At 55.6% G+C, this 16818-nt stretch carries 13 protein-coding genes; all 13 read left to right on the forward strand.

Features of this window, described 5'->3' with window-relative positions; translation table 11 throughout:
* The first annotated feature begins 36 nt into the window (after positions 1 to 36).
* The 13 genes from ABC336_RS27305 to ABC336_RS27365 all read left to right on the forward strand — a co-directional run bounded on the left by ABC336_RS27305 (position 37) and on the right by ABC336_RS27365 (position 16817).
* The gene (locus ABC336_RS27305; protein ID WP_413241668.1) at positions 37 to 702 is read left to right on the forward strand and encodes a GntR family transcriptional regulator; all 666 of its coding nucleotides are present in this window, start codon (positions 37 to 39) and stop codon (positions 700 to 702) included.
* A gap of 129 nt (positions 703 to 831) precedes the next feature.
* On the forward strand, positions 832 to 2337 hold the full coding sequence (locus ABC336_RS27310) for a sulfatase family protein (protein WP_413241669.1): 1506 nt from the start codon (positions 832 to 834) through the stop codon (positions 2335 to 2337).
* Between the two features lies 1 nt (position 2338).
* Positions 2339 to 4030, forward strand: coding sequence for a glycoside hydrolase family 140 protein (locus ABC336_RS27315; protein WP_413241670.1), 1692 nt, complete (start codon positions 2339 to 2341; stop codon positions 4028 to 4030).
* A 22-nt stretch (positions 4031 to 4052) separates the two neighbouring features.
* On the forward strand, positions 4053 to 6236 hold the full coding sequence (locus ABC336_RS27320; RefSeq protein ID WP_413241671.1) for an AraC family transcriptional regulator: 2184 nt from the start codon (positions 4053 to 4055) through the stop codon (positions 6234 to 6236).
* Between the two features lie 190 nt (positions 6237 to 6426).
* A complete protein-coding gene (locus ABC336_RS27325) occupies positions 6427 to 7401 on the forward strand; it encodes an ABC transporter permease (protein WP_413241672.1) in 975 nt (324 codons plus the stop codon).
* Between the two features lie 12 nt (positions 7402 to 7413).
* Entirely contained in the window at positions 7414 to 8307 is an 894-nt protein-coding gene (locus ABC336_RS27330) for a carbohydrate ABC transporter permease (RefSeq protein ID WP_413241673.1), read from the forward strand.
* Between the two features lie 145 nt (positions 8308 to 8452).
* Positions 8453 to 10069 carry a type 2 periplasmic-binding domain-containing protein gene (locus ABC336_RS27335; protein WP_413241674.1) on the forward strand — a complete coding sequence of 539 codons (1617 nt, stop codon included), beginning with the start codon at positions 8453 to 8455 and terminating at the stop codon, positions 10067 to 10069.
* 123 nt (positions 10070 to 10192) lie between these two features.
* Positions 10193 to 11620: a hypothetical protein gene (locus ABC336_RS27340; protein ID WP_413241675.1), complete on the forward strand. Its 1428-nt coding sequence runs from the start codon at positions 10193 to 10195 to the stop codon at positions 11618 to 11620.
* 27 nt (positions 11621 to 11647) lie between these two features.
* The gene (locus tag ABC336_RS27345) at positions 11648 to 12616 is read left to right on the forward strand and encodes a glycoside hydrolase family protein (protein WP_413241676.1); all 969 of its coding nucleotides are present in this window, start codon (positions 11648 to 11650) and stop codon (positions 12614 to 12616) included.
* Between the two features lie 14 nt (positions 12617 to 12630).
* A complete protein-coding gene (locus ABC336_RS27350) occupies positions 12631 to 13653 on the forward strand; it encodes a Gfo/Idh/MocA family protein (protein WP_413241677.1) in 1023 nt (340 codons plus the stop codon).
* Between the two features lie 2 nt (positions 13654 to 13655).
* A complete protein-coding gene (locus ABC336_RS27355) occupies positions 13656 to 14534 on the forward strand; it encodes a carbon-nitrogen hydrolase family protein (protein WP_413241678.1) in 879 nt (292 codons plus the stop codon).
* The gene (dsdA, locus tag ABC336_RS27360; protein ID WP_413241679.1) at positions 14524 to 15807 is read left to right on the forward strand and encodes a D-serine ammonia-lyase; all 1284 of its coding nucleotides are present in this window, start codon (positions 14524 to 14526) and stop codon (positions 15805 to 15807) included. The genes ABC336_RS27355 and dsdA overlap by 11 nt, the downstream gene beginning before the upstream one ends.
* Positions 15808 to 15845: 38 nt before the next feature.
* Positions 15846 to 16817, forward strand: a complete 972-nt coding sequence (locus ABC336_RS27365; RefSeq protein WP_413241680.1) for an AAA family ATPase — start codon at positions 15846 to 15848, stop codon at positions 16815 to 16817.
* Position 16818: the final 1 nt, after the last annotated feature.

Genomic DNA, 16818 nt, shown 5'->3' on the forward strand with positions numbered 1-16818 from the left:
GCTGCAGGCTGGACGGGAACGAGAGGAGTGCACAGGTTGGCAAAGCATAGAGAACCGGGCGGCAGAGAGGAAGCGCCGCTGCTCTTGAAGGATAAGGCGTATCGCTCAATCAAGCAGGGGATTTTGCAGGAGACTTTTCAGGCAGGTCAATTTCTATCGGAGAAACAACTCATCGATCATTTGGCGATGAGCAAGACGCCGATCAAGTCGGCGCTGGATCGTCTGGAGGCGGAAGGGTTCGTGCAGGTTTCGCCAAAGCAGGGCATACTCGTCAAGGAGTTGTCCTATGAAAAAGTGAAGCACTTGTTCGATTTGCGCTTGGCGCTGGAGCTTTTCGTAGCTGAGCAGGTAGCTGGTCGACTGAGCCCGCTTTACTGCGAAAAGCTGGAGTTGAATCTGGCGGACCAGCGCAGGTTTATGAAGGAGCAAGACAACGAACGCTTCACCGTATCGGATGCAGAATTCCATATGCTGCTATGCGAGGCGACGGGCAACAAAGAAATCATCAGCGTTATGGAGAATAATCAATCCCATCTTTACCGTTTTGCGCTGCGGGTGATTCGCCGGCTGCCCGAACGTAAAGAGCAAGCTTACCGGGATCACGTCAACATCCTGGCAGCGGCCAAGGCGAATCAGCCCGAGGAGATGAAGCAGCTCATACGCGACCATTTGCAATACGCGAAGACGTTCTTAACCATATAAATCCGGCAATTCGTACGAACAAAAACAATCCGCAGAACATTGACGCTTCTAAAGAGTATGCTATACAATGGCATTACCATAGATCTATGTTGTATCTCTTTACGTACATTGTGACTGCGCGAGGGGGCGTTGATCATCAGCAATCCAACCAAGTCGGCAGACAGAGAACAGCCGCATGTGATAATTATTATGGCAGATCAGCTGCGCTGGGATGTCATCGGCGAACATACCCCCCATATTAACAGCCTTCGTTCGGAAAGCGTGGACTTTCAGCGCTCGTATTGCGCATCCCCGATCTGCGTGCCGGCACGCGGCGCATTTTTCAGCGGACGTTATCCAGGCGAGACCGGCTGTCTGATTAACCCATGGGAGAAGTCCGAGGCGGCGCATGGAGAAGTCCGTAGCGGCATCCCGCATCTCTATTCCCTGCTGGAGCAGCAGTGGGACAGCTGGCATACTGGCAAGCAGCATTTTTATCATGCCGATCAGCCGGACAATCAACCGGATGCATTGACCCACTGGCGTCCGTTTCACAAATTGTATAATGAGCATATGAAGCAGCTCGGGCGGCCCAAGCCGGGCGGCCCGGAGTTCAAGGCCATTGCGCCGGAGCTGATGGGAGGCACAGTGACCAAGGCCAAGCGCTATTCCATTCCGACGACTGGTTGCTACGAAGAAGGCTTGGCGCATTTTTATGACAGCTTTATTACCCGGTCCTCACTGGAGGCGCTGAGAAGCCGCGACCCCGACAAGCCCATGCTGTTGAACGCGATGTTTCTGGCTCCGCATCCGCCGCTGCACATCCCCGAGCCCTACTATTCCCGCTTCCGCGAGGTTCAGATGCCAGAGAATGTGGGCCGGTGGTCGCCCAACCAGTCGCCGCTGCAGCTGTATAACGTAACGGGGGCGCTTGGGAGCCATTATACGAGAGCGGACTGGGCGCGCATCTGGCCCGTATATCTGGGGCTGGTCTCTCTTCTTGACGATTGCGTCGGCCAATTGATCGACGAGCTGAAACGCCAACAGATGTACGATAACAGCCTGATTGTGTTTACGAGCGATCATGGCGAGATGCTGGGCTCGCACAAGCTTTGGCAGAAGATGTGCATGTATGAAGAGTCATCGCGCATTCCGCTTTATATTAAATTTCCCGCTGATGCGGGGATTGCGCCCCGCCAGGTGCATCAGCTTGTCAGTGCGATTGATGTTCTCCCCACGCTATGCGACGCATTAGGGGTCGTGCCGCCCGATGGACTGCCGGGGCATTCGCTCATGCCTTCGCTGCAAGGGGCGCAGCACCCGCGAGAGCAGGTTTTTATTCAATATGACGGCAACGGTTCGCGCGGCAACTATCAACGCTGTATTGTAGCTGACCGGCATAAGCTGATCGTGGACCATTTCAAGGATGAGATCTACCTGGAGCTTTATGATACAGAGGCCGACCCGCAGGAGCATTGCAATCTGGCATTTGAATGTTCCCAGGAAGCTCTTATTCGATCTCTATTGAGCAAGCTGGAGGAGCATATGCGCAGTATTTCCGATCACTTGGTATGGCCGGAGGATCTTTATTCCGATTTTATCCATAACTACGGACCCCATGCGGTTCCGCAAGCCGCCTTGGGCAGGGAGGGTTAACATGATCAAACATGTAAAACAGTGGGCTATTAATGAAATCGCTTTCTTTACGCAAGAGACTTATAGCTGGTGGGAAGAGCCGTTTACCGTTACGTTTGTTCATGAATCGCGTCAGCTGACTTTGCGGATGGCTCCATACTGGGATGGCGATAACCGCTGGCTCATTCGCTTTACGCTGCCCGCAGCAGGCGCTTGGCACTGGCAGCTGCATGCAGAGGAGGGAGTCGTGCAAGAAGCTCCGGCCGATGTGCAATGGCTGGCGGAGCCGCCCGATTCGGCAGCCTTACGGGACAACGCCAACTGGCGTGGCCACGTCAGGGTGGCTGATGGCGGCAGGCATTTCGAATTCGCTGACGGCACGCCGTTTTTCTGGGTCGGCGATACCAATTGGAATGCGATGGGAGGGGCATGTGGGCTGGAGGGACCTTTCCATGAATGGCTGCAAGATCGCAAGCGCAAAGGGTTTAACCTGATCCAGACCCAGTTTTTTCATGCATCCGCCGGCAATGCCGGCGGCTTGCCGTTTCCGTCGTATGCGCGGGAGACAGATGATTTTAGCGAGATGAACCCGTCTTTCTTCCAGGAGGCTGACAAGAAGATGCAGATATTGTGGGAAGAAGGCTTTGTCATCGCCGCCAACTCCACCTGGATCGGCAAGCAGGATGCGATCAGCCAACGCTCCGCTCTGCGCTTCTCCCGCATGCTGATGAACCGCTACGGTGCATATAATCTCCTATGGAGCCTGGCTGGCGAATATCAATACAGTTATCCAACAGGCAAGCGCAACCCAATCCCTTGGACGACGGAGCAGTGGCAAGCATTGGGACGTCATGTGCAGGAGCGGAATCCCTATCGCCATCCCGTGACGGTCCATCCCAGCTCGCGGCATGGTTTTGATCATCCGTCGACCTGGCCGCGCGAGGCTCATCTGCAATCGTCAGCCGGGGAGTTCCATCAGGAGGAATGGCTGGATTTCAACTGGACACAGACAGGACATCAGGAAAGTATGCTGTGGCTGGTCCCGTACCGTCAAGAAGAGAATTATGCGCTGCTGCCGCCCAAACCTGTCCTTCACAGTGAAGGCTGGTATGAAGGACATGGCAGGGAGGAGCGGGTCGGCGGCGCCTACGATGTGCGTTGGCAGGCATGGGTAGCCACGCTGTCCGGCTCCTGCGGGCAGACGTATGGCGCAGAGGGGGTGTGGCCGTTCTATGATCCGGATCGCCCCGATTACCCGATTCCGTATGACACGTTCGACGCCTTGTCCTGGCAGAGAGGCATCGCGTTGCCTGGCTCTCAATACTTCAAGCCCTACCGGGCGTTCTTTGAAAGCATCGCCTGGTGGGAGCTGATCCCACGGCGCAATTGGGTTCTGCGCAATGACAGCCACCCGCCGCTCACCGACCTGACGACGCCTTATTGCGCAGCGATCGTGAACCGGCTCTATGTGGTCTATATCCCGCGCGGCAATGCGGACAGCCATCTTCATTTGCTGCATCTTGGGGCTAAGGAGTACGATGCCTTCTGGTATGATCCGAGGCAGGGCGAGTATGCCAGAGCCGGGACGGGCAAAGCCCTCGACGTGAAAGGTACTGGCAGCTGGCCGGTGCCGGCCGCGCCGGACAACGAGGATTGGGTGCTGCTGCTGGCACGAAAGGCGGATTGTCCGTCTGGCTTGGAGGAACTGGACTAGTCTGGTCTTGGGGGGTGCAACAGTGAAAAGAAAATACTATCTTAAGTTGTTCGTGATTCTTCTTTTTCTGACGATCCTTCCTGTCATCTTCCTGTCTGCGATCCACTATTATATGACGACATATGCGATGGAAAAGGAAGTACGGTTGACCAACGAGGTACTGCTGCAAAACAGTCAAAATGTCATTGATACGAAAATTGAGTCGATCCGCACGGATTTTATGGCCTATGTGATCAGCGATCGCACCTTCGATCTGCTGCAGCGCGGATATGTGGAGCCGGCCGAGATGCATCATGTGCTGATGGACCTGCGGATGTTCAAGACCAAATACGATTATATTGGCGAGATTTTTTTCTACGATATGAAGAAAAATATCGTGCTCACAACCGCAGGGAGCTATGATCCAGACTATTTTCTGGAAGAAATGCAGTTGGGGCTGATGAATCCATGGATTGCAGAGCCGCAATTTTTCAGTATAAATACCATGCACCATTTTCAAACGGGCCGCAACGTCTTTGGGGGTACGGCGATCTCCAGCACCGTACCGCTTCGCAGTGATTCGTATTCGATGTTCATCTCCATCGTGCTGGATAACCGCAAGATCGTCGGCGATCTGAACAAGCTTCATGAGGCGACGAAGGGATTCACGATCATCACGGATGCAGAGGACAACGTCATCTTCTCGGGCAAGGGAAATCCGGTTCCGCTGATGCATAACCAGCCGATACCATCCGAATTGGCGATGAGAGAAGGGGCGAACCGTCTTACGCTTCAGGATCAGAGCTATATTACGGTCGAAACCGTGTCCAAGTTTACAAATTGGCATTATACCGCTTACGTGCCTTATGCTGCGATTACCGGCAAGTTTCAAACGATTCAATTCATCAGCTTGCTGATTACGGCGTCCGTGGTTATCATCGGGCTGCTGTTGGCCGTATTCTCCAGCCGGAGCTTGTATTCCCCGATCCGTAAGCTGACCGGTATCTTCCAGATGGAGGAGAAGCGCCATGCGCCAGACAACGAGTTCTCGTTCCTCGATGGCAAGATCCAATCGATGCTAAGAGACAACAAAGACATGGAGCTGGAGCTCTTGGCCGGGGCCAAAGTGCTGCAGCACGATTTTATCCGCAAGATGGCCCGGGGTCAACTGGATCCGGAAACGCTCAAAGAGATGGCATCCAAGTACAATGTCCACTTGCCGCACCAATACAGCATGGTGGTCTTGCTCGAATGTAAAGCCGAGCTGAAGGCAGAGGATATCCATGCTGCGCTCGAGTCCTCCTTCCTGCATTATTTCTTGCTGGAGGAGGGAGCGCGCCGATACATGCTGCTGCTCAATCTGAACAAGCTGGAGACCCTCGAGCTGCTGGGGAGCTTATTCGCCGATCAGCCGATTGCGGCCGCCTGCGGTCATGTCGTCTCGGAGCTGACGGAGATCGCAGATTCCGCCGCAACGGCCCAACAGCGTTTGGACTATCGATGCATCCGCGATGGCTTCGAACTTCTAGACGATGAGGCCATGACGCGTTATATGAAACAGGCGGACAGATATCTGTATGATATCGAGCAGGAGAAAAAACTGCTTCTGTGCATGGAAGCTGGCAGCGATAAGCAGTCCGCTCTGGAAGTTTTTGAGACAATGCTTGACCAAGGGGCAGGCGAGCAGACACCGCTGATCTACCTGCAGCAAAATGTGGAGAAGCTGTGCACGCTGCTGCGCAAGCTATATACAAGCAATCAGCTTGCCTTGCCTCTCGTCACCAGCGCCCAGCTGCTCAAGAAGACAGTGAAGCACGGCAATCTTGAACCGGTTAAAGGAGAACTGCGCCGCCAGTTGGAGCAGCTCATGACGCATCTTGACAGTCAGTCATCCGACGGCGGGTCCTTGATGGAAGATGTGCTTGTTTTTATTGACGAGATGTATATGAAGGAACTGTCGTTGAATATGATTGCGGACGAATTTCAGATATCCTATCATTATTTGTCCAAAATCTTCAAGCAGCACACTGGTCTCATGTACAGCGAATACATTTCCAAGCTACGCATAGAGAAGGCCAAAGAACTGCTCAAGGACGATTCGTTTAAAATCAAGCAGATCGCCGAGCTGGTCGGATATAATAACGCAGTATCCTTCAACCGCAATTTCAAAAAATATGTCGGGGTCGCTCCCGGGCAATACGTGCAATGGCTGGTCAAGAAAGGCTGATCGGCGAGCAAGGCGTCTGACACGGGGTGTCAGGCGCTTTTTTTTGTACTTCATGCATAAGAAATCGCGGTATATCAACCTTTTTTCATCCATAACGAATTATGATAACGTTCACAAATACTGTTTCTGGCGTGCATGAAGCGCTTCCATTATGCTGAATGCAGATCCTCAAGAAAAGGAGCAGACGATTATGGCCAACAACTCGGCGGCACCGGCGAACGACATGCCCACCCCTTCGCCCGCCCCCGTCCCTTACCGCAAGGAAGGGGTGTGGACGAGGCTGAAAAAACAAAAGTATCTCCAGCTGCTGATGGTACTGCCCGTGCTGTACTATATTATTTTTCATTACATTCCCATGTACGGCGTCCTGGTAGCGTTCAAGGATTACCGGCTCCGGCTGGGGTTCTGGGGCAGCGATTGGATCGGATTTACAAACTTTATCCGGTTCTTCGATAATCCATATTCCTGGGTAGTGATCAAAAATACGGTGCTCCTCAGTGTGTACAGCTTGATCTGGGAGTTTCTGGCTGCCATTACGCTTGCACTCTTGCTGAACGAGCTGCGGAGCGTCATCTTTAAACGGGTGGTCCAGACCGTGACCTACATTCCGCATTTTCTGTCCACGGCAGCCGTTGTCGGCTTCGTCGTCCTGCTGCTCTCGCCCAACTCCGGGCTCATCAATATGATCCTGGGCGCGTTCGGCATCGACCCGGTTTACTTCATGATAAAGCCGGAGTGGTTCCGAACGATCTATATCGGCTCGTCGATCTGGCAAAATGTCGGCTGGGGGACGATCATCTATCTGGCAGCCATCGCGGGCATCAACCCGAGCTTGTACGAAGCTTCGGCGATGGATGGGGCTTCACGCTGGCAGAACATCCGTCATATCACGCTGCCGGGCATTAGCCACGCCGTCATTATCCTGCTCTTGCTTAATGTCGGCAATCTGATCTCCGTCAGTATGGAGAAGATCCTGCTCATGTATAATACGCAAACCTATGTAGTTGCCGACGTCATCGGCACCTATGTCTACCGGGTCGGCCTGCTAGGGGCGGATTACGGATATGGATCGGCTATCGGGCTGGTCAACAGCGTAGTTAATCTCATTCTTATCCTGATCGCCAACGCCTTGGCGCGCAGGTACAGCGAATCCAGTCTATGGTAGGAGGTGAGAGTCATGGTAAAAGACGATTCCTTAGGTTCTCGGCTATTTGAATACTTCAACATGCTCCTTATGGTGTTTCTGATCATCGTGACCGGCTATCCGATCCTTCACATCCTGGCCGTGTCGCTCAGCGATCCGATCATTTCCGCCCGGGGCGAAGTCAGCATTTTTCCCAAAGGTTTTACGCTGGATTCCTACAAGATCATTTGGGCGGCGGGGACGGTGCCGCGCGCATTTGTCAACTCAATTATCTATACGGTGTTCGGAACACTGGTCAATATGCTCTTGACGATCATGATCGCCTATGCCTTGTCCAAGAAACGACTGGTGTTCCGGGGCTTCTACATGAAGATGGTCATTGTGACGATGTTCTTCGGCGGCGGGCTGATCCCGACCTTCCTCGTCGTACGCGGCCTGGGGATGTATGATACGATCTGGGCGCTGATTCTTCCAGGCGCGATCTCGGTGTTCAACATGATTATCCTGCGGGCGTTTTTCGAGCAGATTCCTGCGGAGGTCGAGGAATCCGCCTTTGTAGATGGGGCCAATGATTTTACGGTTCTGTTCCGGATCGTCATTCCGCTCTCGATGGCCGCCATCGCCACGATCACCTTGTTCTATCTCGTCTCGCAGTGGAATTCCTACTTGCCTGCCCTAATCTATTTGAAGGACGCGGCCAAATTTCCGCTCACCTACGTGCTTAGGGATATCGTGATCCAGGGCCTGATGGCCCGAGAGATGGCGGAAGCGGGCGAGATGGACTTGACCAATGCGGCCCACTACATGCAGGCGGAGAACATCAAATACTCCACCTTGTTTGTTTCCATATTCCCTATGCTGATTGTCTATCCGTATCTGCAGAAGTACTTCGTTAAAGGAATCATCGTCGGTTCACTGAAAGGGTAGTGGGAAGAGCAGTCAGCAGGACGGAGCGATACGCTTTAAAGGAGGGATGCGATGATCGGACGAATTGCCGTAAACTAAGAGAGAAGCTTTAGCGCATTTCGGATGTGGGATTAACCGTACGAATTGAGATGAGGGGGACTTCTCCATGAAAAAGAAATGGCTTCAATGGACGACCGTGTTACTTGTCACATCTATGTTGGGTACGGCTTGCAGCAATAATGGGAATAATGAACCGCCGGCAGCCGAACAGCCGTCGAACAACAACGCAACGAATGAAACGGGTGAAGAGCAGCCGCTGGAAACGATCCATATCAGCATGGGCTACAACACGAACCGCGGCGTCGTCGAAAAACCAAGTCTTTGGGAAGCGTATATGGAAGAGCGCTGGGGGCTGACCTTCGATTGGATCGAAATCGCCGCAGATGCCTTCGAGGAACGCGGCAACCTGTTATTCGCCACAAATGAGTATCCGGAGTACTTCTTCCGTGTCAATGCCACAAGATCGTCGCCGCTGGTCCACAACTGGGCGCGTGAAGGGTATCTCTACGATTATAGCTCCGACTGGAGCAAGGTGCAGAATTTCGTGGATCTGTGGACGGAGGAAGAGTGGGAAGAGGTGCTGCGGCGGATTCAAAGTCCTGACGGCGGCGTTTACTATATCCCTCGCATCGACCGCAAGGTAGATGGCCAGCTGCCGGTTTCCCTGATGTGGAACTATAAGAAGTCGGCATGGGACGAGATGGGACTGGAATTCCCGGAAACGATGGATGAGCTGCTGGAGGCACTCCGCACCATCAAGGCCAATGATCCCAACGCTGTACCGATTCCGGGACGCTGGGATATTACAGGCGTCACGTACGGTCTGACGAATGCATACCGCACGAGCCTGGAATGGTTCATCGATCCCGATGACAACGATGCATATAACTATGGACCGGTAGGCGACAAGTTCAGAGAAATGCTGACGATGATCAATACGTTCTACACCGAGGGCCTGATCGATCGCGAATGGCTGACCCAGACGGACGAGCAATGGCGCCAGGATATCGGCAGCGGCAGCGCCTACATCCAGTTCGGCAACAACTGGTACCAGCAATTCAATACGCTGGAAGAAGGCGCCGAGTGGACGTATGCGCCGCACTATATCCGTGCCTACGAAGGCGCAGGTATGGGACCGCTGATTCAAACATCCGCAGGCGTACAGCTGTACGGTCCGGTCATTACGGACAAAGCGTCGGATGAAGTCCGCGAGCGTCTGCTTGACCATATTAACTGGTCGTTTACGCCTGAAGGCATTGACTTCTACAACTACGGCATTGAAGGCGAAACCTATACGATCGATGAAGACGGCAACCGCATTCCGACGGAGGGCATCGAAGATACCTTTGCCGGCGTGAGCGGAACCCCGCTGTCACATTACGGCTTCGGCTACCTGACGATGCAGGAATATCAGCCGCGCGAACTGGCAGGCAATGGCTGGATCGAGGAGCTCACGCAGAACATGCACAACGATCCGGATGTCGCAGTCCGCATGAATCCTTCCGTCACGCTGTCCGAGTCGGATACGCGCGATCTGGCTGACAGCACGACCATGATTACCGATACGCGCGACCGCTACATCACATACTTCATCATGGGTGACCGGGACATCCGCAATGACGCGCATTGGCAAGAATATCTGCAAGCTATGAACACGGCTGGATTTGAGCGTTATGAGCAAGTTTACAAGGAAAATTATGAGCGTATTTACCTGAGCAACTAACAAGCCATTCATATGCCAAGCGAAGCAAGCGGTGGCACTGCCCCGCTTGCTTCGGCTCAAGACGCGCTGCGGTGCCAAGGGCGCCGCCAGCGGTTTGTTATCCAACCCTACGGAGGTGCAACAATGACCATTAAGGCAGAGTCTGCCTCTCATCATACAGCATTGCTCACTTCGCATTTCAAGAAACAGCTTGAGTTCGGACTGGACCGCTATGGCGAGAAGTCTACGCCGATGTGGATGGCCAGTCTGGATGTCCGGACCGGCGCTTATCCGCTCAATGATACACGGCCAGCCGAGATCGGCCAGCGCGTCTACCGCAAGATCGATGCGCCTCGGGGCAGTACGCTGTACTGGGATCAGCCGCTCGCCGTTGCGGCCCACGCGCTCTCTGCACGAACCGGGGACCCGTCATATGCCCAGGCTGCAGATGCATACGTCGATTATTTTCTCGCGAATTGCGTGGCAAGCAATGGCTTGTTCCTATGGGGCAATCATTATTATTATGACGCTTATCTTGATCAAACCGTCCGCTTCGGCGGCGAGCCGCGTCCGGTAGATATGGCTTCCGAGCAAGGCGAGCTTCATGAGACGCGTCCGATTCCTCCGGCCTGGGAGCTATTCTGGCAGCGCTCTCCGGAGGCGGTGGAGCGGTGCATCCGGCAGATGGCTGAGCGTCATATCTATGATCAGGCTACCGGCGGATTCAATCGTCACGCCGACGGGGAGGCTGGCTGTGCCTTCCTGGAGTCCGGCGGCATTCTGGCGGAGACGATGTGCTGGCTCTACGGCAAGACTGGAGATCGGGCGCTGCTGGAGGGTGCGCTTCAGGTGGCTCGTTTCAGTTATGCCCATCGCGGCAAGTCAACCGGCCTGATCGAGAACAATCCGACCCACACGCGGTGGGACAAGGTGATCAGTACGACGGAAGCCGGTCATTGGGCTGCTTCGTTGCTGAGGGCTCATGCCGCGACCGGGGAAGAGGCCTTTGCCGAGATGGCGGAACAGGTGGTTGCCGCTTATCTGCGTCTGGGATATGAGCGCGCGACGGGGCTCTACTACGGGAGACTGCATATTGATACCGGAGAGCCGGTAGCCGGAGAGAAGACGACGCGATACCAGCCGGACTATTACTCGGATCCGTGGGAACCGCTATTCCCTACCCATGATTATCCGATGCCGCTTGCCGAGAGCGCATTGACGCTGTACCAGTTAACCGGCAAATCGTTGTTTCGGGAAGGCGCTTCTCGGTGGGCGGGCGTCATTGCACGAACGCTGCCGGCACGCGGCGGCAGAGGCGCCTATGCCGAGCATTATGGCCGTGCCATTCATTTCCTGGTACGGGCCGCAGATGTGCTGCAGGATCCGTCCTGCCGAGAACTGGCCGAGCGCGTGGCAGCCGAGGCTGTCGAGAAGCTGTACGCGCATGGCATGTTCCGAGGGCATCCAGGAGAAGATCGCTATGACGCCGTCGATGGTGTAGGGTATCTGGCTTTGTCGCTTATGTATCTGGATACGGGTGAAGAACCGGATGGCATGGGCGGCGGATTCTGAATCATCGCAAGAAAGGGGGTGTAAGGAGTGCAAGCTGACCAGGACAGGGGGAGAATTCCCTTCGAGAAGCTGACCAACCCGGTATTGGGTTATCCGGACTGGTCGATCAAAGATTTTGCCTGTGCCTATTATGAAGGTACCTATCATCTGTTTTTCTCGGCCTTCTATGCCGACCGTGGCATGATTCGCAGTCATGTGGTACAGGTATGCACGGCAGACTTTACGGCGTACTCAGAACCGCTGCTGCACTTCGACGGAACGGAGGAGGGGTGGCTGGGCATGTGTTCGCCCGAGATCATGGAGGCCGACGGTGAATTCATCCTTTCCTTCAACTCCTGGGGAGATCTGGAGGGCCGTCCCAATCAGCTGTTCTGCAAACGGTCAAAGGACTTGAGGCGCTGGAGCGAGGGTTATCTGCCCCTGGCCCCGGAGCTGACCCGCGGCAACCGGGCCATCGATGCGGCCATGGCGTATTCGGCCGGCCGCTATATCGTATTCTGGAAGGAGCGGACGGACCGCGACCGCACGCGCATGGCAACTGCAGCTCGGCTCGAAGGTCCGTATACCGCGATGGAAAACGGTCAGGTGGAGCTGATCATGGCGGACGGTCAGGACAACGGCCGGATTCATGAAAATTTCTGCTTTCTGCGACAGTCGGAAGGCTGGCTGCTTGTTACGACTGACTATCGCCCGCATGAAATCTTCGTCTACAGCATGAGCGGGCGAGGCGAGCAGGCCGAGGATTGGCTGAAATGGAAGAAAGGTCGAAGATTGGAGATTCCGGGACAATCCTGGAACACCAGTCACCTCGCCAATGCAGCCGCCCTGTATGACTGGCGTGCCCAGACGGGCTATTACTACATTCTCTATGCCGGCAATGCGGAGAACGAGACGTTTGCCAAAAGGGGCCATAACCGGCTGGGATTAGCCCGATCCCTTGATCTATTGTCATGGGAAGTGTGCGGGGACGATACGGACGAGAATCGCAAGCAATAGAAGGGGGAGTTTCGATGTCGTTCAAGATTGCCGTCATTGGCTGCGGCGCCTTTTCCGTACTCATGCACGGTCCGGCCTATGTGCAGTACGCTGCCGAACGAGATGGCGTGACTTTGGCTGCATGCTGCGATCTGGATGAAGACAAAGCTGCATCGTTTCGGACGGCCTTCGGCTTTGGTGCTCATTACACCAACTATCTGACCATGCTACAGGAAGAGCAGCCCGATGCGGTTTGTCTTCATGTCTCGATTCCATCGACCAGCCGCCTTGCCATCGCTATCCTGGAGCTCGGTTATCCGCTGCTGATGGAAAAGCCGCCGGGTGTACATCCAGAGGATACACTGGCGATCATGGATGCCGCTGCCCGCAGTGGCACGGTTGCGAAAGTGGCCATGAACCGGAGATATATGCCGCTGATGATGCAGCTGAAGTCGATGCTGGATGAGCAGTCAGTCATTCATCCCGTCCGCCATATTGCCATGGAGATGGTGCGCTACCGGCGGCATTACGATTTTACGACGACTGCGATTCATTGCATCGATGCGATCCGGTATCTGGCGGGGGCTGATTACGACCGTATCCAGTTCCATTATACGGAACTGCCTGAAGACAGCGATCATGCAGTCAATGTGTCGATGCTGGCTGTCATGCGCAACGGCACGACCGCCCAGTTGATGATCCTTCCAACAGCGGGAGCGACGATAGAACGCGCCTCGGTTCATCTCCGCAACGTTTCTTATTATTTGCGTCTGCCTCTCACGGGCAGTGTGGATGAGGAAGGCGAGCTGCTCGCATTTGAAAGCAAGAAAGTAAGTGCCCGCTTCACCAATACCGACTATCCGGGAGAGGCAGAACCGTATCAGACCAACGGCTTCTATCGCGAGATCGCGGCCTTCCTGGACGGCATAGCGTCAGGAGAGCCGGTCGGAGTAGAGGTTGCCGACGTGCTGCAATCGGTCGTGGTGGCCGCCTGCATGCGCAGGAGGGAGCCGGAGTATAACGCCGACTTGACCGTAGTCCAACAAGGGGAGGGATGACGATGTCTGCCAAGATCGGCTTGATCCAGGTAACCTCGGAGGGGGTAGGCGCCTCGGTAGAGGAACGACAGGACCGGCTGATTGCCTGGATGGACGAGACGCTCGCTGATGGAGCGGATCTTGTGACCATGACCGAGGTCTTCCAATATCAGGAGGCCCGCAAAACGGCAACGCCGCAGCAATTGGCCCAGCGGCACAGCGGTCGGTTCATGCGCATGTGCAGCGAGCTGGCCAAACGCCGGCGAGCCTATGTCGTGCCCTGGGATTACGAGCAGGACGAGAAGGGCAGTCTGTACAGCGCCTGTATCGTGTTCGGCCGGAACGGCGAGCGGATCGGCAGCTACCGCAAGGTTCATCTTACCTGGAGCGAACAGCAGAAAGGCTTGGCTGCCGGCCGCGATTTTCCGGTATTTGAACTGGATATTGGCAAGGTCGGCATTCAGATCTGCTTCGACCAGTATTTTCCCGAATCCGTACGCGCGCTGGCCATCAACGGGGCGGAGCTGATTCTATACCCGTACTTCGGCGATACGATGCCGGCCGTCTGGGAGGCGGGGATTCGGGCAAGAGCATTTGAAAACTCTGTATTTATCGCCGCCAGCTCTATCAGCAAATCCACGTTTACCGGCATCGTGGATCCGCTGGGCCAAGTCGTTGCTACGATACCTGAACGCGGCAAGACGGCCGTTGTGGAGATTGATCTACAGCGACCCGTTATTACGCGCACATCTGCGCTGCCCGGCCGGTTCGAGGACTTCAGGGAATACCTGCGCAAAGTGCGGCAGCCGCACGCCTACAGCATGCTAACCGAACCGAGGCCTGTCAAGGAATGGGACGACATCTTGATCGACGACAAGGCAGGCGATCCGAATGTACGCTGAAGATCGGGCGGTATGGTTGGAGATGCTGCAGGCCCGGCCTGTCGCCTGGCGCCAGCCCCGGAACGGGCATCGCAATCCGGATGCAGGCCCCGGTCGTGCTGCGCTGGAGAAGGCGGTTCGCGATTGGGAGCGGTTCGCTCCTTTGATTCGGCGGATCTATGCCGATTCGCCGGATGGCCGGATCCGGTCTCCGTTGAAGAGCATCGGCGGCTATCACCGGTTGATACAGGAGCGCACCGGAACGGGCATCGCGGGGGAATGGCTGGTCAAGTGCGATCACGAGCTGACCGGCGTCGGTTCCATCAAGGCGCGTGGCGGCATCTATGAAGTGCTGGCCCACGCGGAGGAATTGGCTTTGCAGCATGGCGTTCTGGCGCCGGGGGATTCACTGGAACGACTGGCGGAGCCGCAGGCACAGTCCCTGTTTGGAAGTCATGAGATCGTTGTCGGTTCGACCGGCAATCTGGGCATCAGTATCGGGATGACGAGTGCAGCGCTTGGTTTTCATACGGTCATTCACATGTCGAGGGAAGCAAAGGCTTGGAAAAAGCAGCTGCTGCGCAAGCGCGGAGCGCTCGTCATCGAGCATGAGGGAGATTTTGCTGCGGCAGTTGAGCAGGGGCGGCGGCATTGCGAAGGGCGCGCAGGCGCCTACTTCGTCGATGACGAGCACTCCGAGCGATTATTCCTTGGCTACGCGGCAGCTGCGTACGAGCTGGCTGAGCAGTTGGCGGAGAGGGGCGCCGGCAAGCGGGCGATCCATGTCTACTTGCCCTGCGGCGTCGGCGGCAGTCCGGCCGGCATCGCCTACGGTCTCCGCCAGGTGTTGGGGGACCGAGCGACATGCTGGTTTGCCGAACCGACGCACGCGCCGTCGATGCTGGCGGCCCTGATGTCCGGCAGGTACGACGGACTCCATCTCGCTGAGCTCGGTCTTTTTCATCCGACGGTTGCGGACGGGTTGGCCGTCCCCGTTGCTTCCAGGCTGGCAGCCCCTGTGGCTGCGGTGTCGGCAGCCGGCATCTATACGGTCCGGGATGAGGAGATGCTCGCTGCCCTGGCGGACTTGTACAGCACCGAGCATTTGCGGGTCGAGCCGTCTGCTGCGGCCTCGCTGCTATGGCCGCTGAGGATGCCGGAGCTGTGCGGGGAGGACGCGATCCATATCTCATGGCTGACCGGCGGAGCGCTGCTCCCGGCAGCGGAGTTCGAAGCGCTGCTGGAGCAGGGAAGCAGCAATCGACAGGTTCGACAAGCGGGAGAAGAAAGCTGATTTATCAGAAAAATCCAACTTACGTGGAGGGAACCCAAATGAATCTCGAACGATTCCGTACAATGGCTCAGCAGCTTCAAGAGAATGTAGGCAAAGTAATAGTCGGTAAAAACGATGTCGTGGAGCTGTTCATTATTGCGATGACGGCATCCGGTCATATCCTGCTGGAGGACGTGCCTGGCACAGGCAAGACGCTGCTGGCAAAGACAATGGCCAAGTCGCTGGACTGCCAGTTCAAACGGGTGCAGTTCACACCTGATCTCATGCCTTCCGACTTGAGCGGGATTCATTACTTCAATCAGAAGACGAGTGAATTCGAGTTCCGGGAAGGGCCGATCTTCACCAACGTTCTGCTGGCAGATGAGATCAACCGGGCGACACCCCGTTCGCAATCGAGCCTGCTTGAATGTATGGAGGAGCGCCAGGTCTCAATCGACGGTCATACCTTTGTACTGGAACGCCCGTTCTTCGTTATCGCTACACAGAATCCTATCGAGAATCAGGGAACCTTCCCGCTCCCGGAGGCGCAGCTCGACCGGTTTATTATGAAGATCCGCATGGGCTACCCCGATACGCAGCAGTTCATCGAGATTCTCGACCGTTTCAAAGAGCGGCAGCCGCTGAACGAGATTACCAAGGTAGCCACCAAGGAGGATATTGTGGCCGGGCAGGATCTGTGCCGCAAGGTAGCCGTCTCAGCTCCGGTCATGGAATACCTCGTGGCGGTGCTGGAACGGACGCGCTCGCATGCCGATGTGGCGATGGGCGTGAGTCCGCGGGGCGGACAGGCGCTTCTCAAAACTATACAGATCCGGGCGGCCTTGAGAGGCCGGGATTACGTAATGCCGGATGATATCAAAGCCCTGTCACCGCATGTACTGGCGCATCGTCTGGTGCTGCGCGACGAGATTGAGCGGGACAGCAATACAGCGGAAGGAATCATCGCCTCGATCCTGAACGAGATCCCCGTTCCGACGGAAGCCAGACTTCAGGAAGCGGCGGGGGGCTAAG

Origin of the sequence: Paenibacillus jepli (genome assembly GCF_047238105.1) — a bacterium.
Taxonomy (GTDB): Bacteria; Bacillota; Bacilli; order Paenibacillales; family Paenibacillaceae; genus Paenibacillus_D.

Bases quoted from the DNA above. Each gene is read 5' to 3' on its own strand.
- ABC336_RS27315 (WP_413241670.1), top strand. From the start codon at position 2,339: ATGATCAAACATGTAAAACAGTGGGCTATTAATGAAATCGCTTTCTTT.
- ABC336_RS27335 (WP_413241674.1), top strand. From the start codon at position 8,453: ATGAAAAAGAAATGGCTTCAATGGACGACCGTGTTACTTGTCACATCT.
- ABC336_RS27355 (WP_413241678.1), top strand. From the start codon at position 13,656: ATGTCTGCCAAGATCGGCTTGATCCAGGTAACCTCGGAGGGGGTAGGC.
- ABC336_RS27365 (WP_413241680.1), top strand. From the start codon at position 15,846: ATGAATCTCGAACGATTCCGTACAATGGCTCAGCAGCTTCAAGAGAAT.
- ABC336_RS27330 (WP_413241673.1), top strand. From the start codon at position 7,414: ATGGTAAAAGACGATTCCTTAGGTTCTCGGCTATTTGAATACTTCAAC.
- ABC336_RS27340 (WP_413241675.1), top strand. From the start codon at position 10,193: ATGACCATTAAGGCAGAGTCTGCCTCTCATCATACAGCATTGCTCACT.
- dsdA (WP_413241679.1), top strand. From the start codon at position 14,524: ATGTACGCTGAAGATCGGGCGGTATGGTTGGAGATGCTGCAGGCCCGG.
- ABC336_RS27350 (WP_413241677.1), top strand. From the start codon at position 12,631: ATGTCGTTCAAGATTGCCGTCATTGGCTGCGGCGCCTTTTCCGTACTC.
- ABC336_RS27325 (WP_413241672.1), top strand. From the start codon at position 6,427: ATGGCCAACAACTCGGCGGCACCGGCGAACGACATGCCCACCCCTTCG.